The organism is Methylibium sp. T29, from assembly GCF_000576205.1.
GTDB classification, from domain to species: Bacteria; Pseudomonadota; Gammaproteobacteria; order Burkholderiales; family Burkholderiaceae_C; genus Methylibium; species Methylibium petroleiphilum.
Genome location: NZ_AZND01000532.1, coordinates 1 through 1,052, shown reverse-complemented (window position 1 = coordinate 1,052; position 1,052 = coordinate 1). Strand labels below are relative to the sequence as shown.

Sequence of the window (1,052 nt, the reverse complement as noted above, 5' to 3'; positions counted from 1 at the left end):
TCTGGATGCTCTTGACCAGTTGGTCTATCTGCTGGGCGGTGTATGCCTCGGGCGCGCTCATATGCGATCCTGGTGTACTTGATGAGCCATGCTCTGCGGGCAGCGCATCCTGAGCAGTTCACTCAAGACCATCGCAGAACCCCAGCCCCTTGTACTTCTCCCCTGCTTGCCTGGTTAGGGCGGGGAGTGCGGGCTTGGCGTTGCTCTCGGGCTTGTCATCGAACAGCCACTTGGGCCATTGGATGTTTGCGAAGCTGTCCGGGCGCGGGTCGCGAGTGGCCTGCATACCCTGACGCGTGCGATGTAGCGCCATAGCGGCCGCCTGGGCAATCTGCATAGCAGCCGCGCGGCTCATCAGCTCCACGCCGTCACCCTCGGGGCCGAAGCCCATGCCGTAGCAGCAGTCAGATAGATCGCTCATGGCCTCTCCTGTGTTCGGTCGCAGCTTCAGGCCCGCTTGCCAGTCCGGGAGCCGGTAGGCAGCGCTGTACTACCCTGCTGCAGCGGAGGTTTTGCCACCTGCCGCTGGGTCGCCGCTTGCCCGGAGCCTGACGGCCAAGGATGGGCGAGGTTGCGGCGATTGGTGGATTTGGGCTTGGTCGTGCCCGTATTGGGTATGGAGCGACCGGGGAGAATCGAACTCCGCTCTCCGAGGCTTGGAAGGCCTGGGCGTGAACCCGTCACGTCGGACGCACTGTAGTGTTGGGCGGTCGAATCCATGCGGCTACGCGAGCCAGTGTCGGATTGAAGTTCGCCGCCCGAACGAGAAAAGCCCCGCGGATTGCTCCGAAGGGCTTGTGATTTGAGCAGGCTTGCGCCCACCGAGACTGAGCCTAAGGGACTTGAGAATAGGCTGTCAAGCATTTTTTTCATGGAGATGCGCCCAATGAGTCGGGCGGCCACCCACGGGCCGGAGAAAGCCGCCGTCTTTGCCGTCGTGGCTCATGGCTACCTGAACCTCAATCGCATGGGCGTTCTTGGTCAGCACCGCTTTGCTGTACCAGTAGCGCATCTTTGAGCTGTACTCCAGTGGCGGCATGCTCACCTTGGCG

At 62.2% G+C, this 1,052-nt stretch carries 2 protein-coding genes; both read right to left on the bottom strand.

Annotated elements, in window-relative coordinates; all coding sequences use genetic code 11:
* Nucleotides 1-118 precede the first annotated feature (118 nt).
* Nucleotides 119-421 (bottom strand): hypothetical protein, encoded by a 303-nt coding sequence (locus x551_RS22615; protein WP_036251908.1) that lies wholly within the window; start codon nt 419-421, stop codon nt 119-121.
* A gap of 435 nt (nt 422-856) precedes the next feature.
* Nucleotides 857-1,052, bottom strand: a 196-nt coding sequence (locus x551_RS22610; protein ID WP_036251905.1) for a hypothetical protein, incomplete at its 5' end; no start/stop codon positions are given.

Coding starts and splice junctions, on each gene's coding strand:
- x551_RS22615 (WP_036251908.1), bottom strand. CDS start 421: ATGAGCGATCTATCTGACTGCTGCTACGGCATGGGCTTCGGCCCCGAG.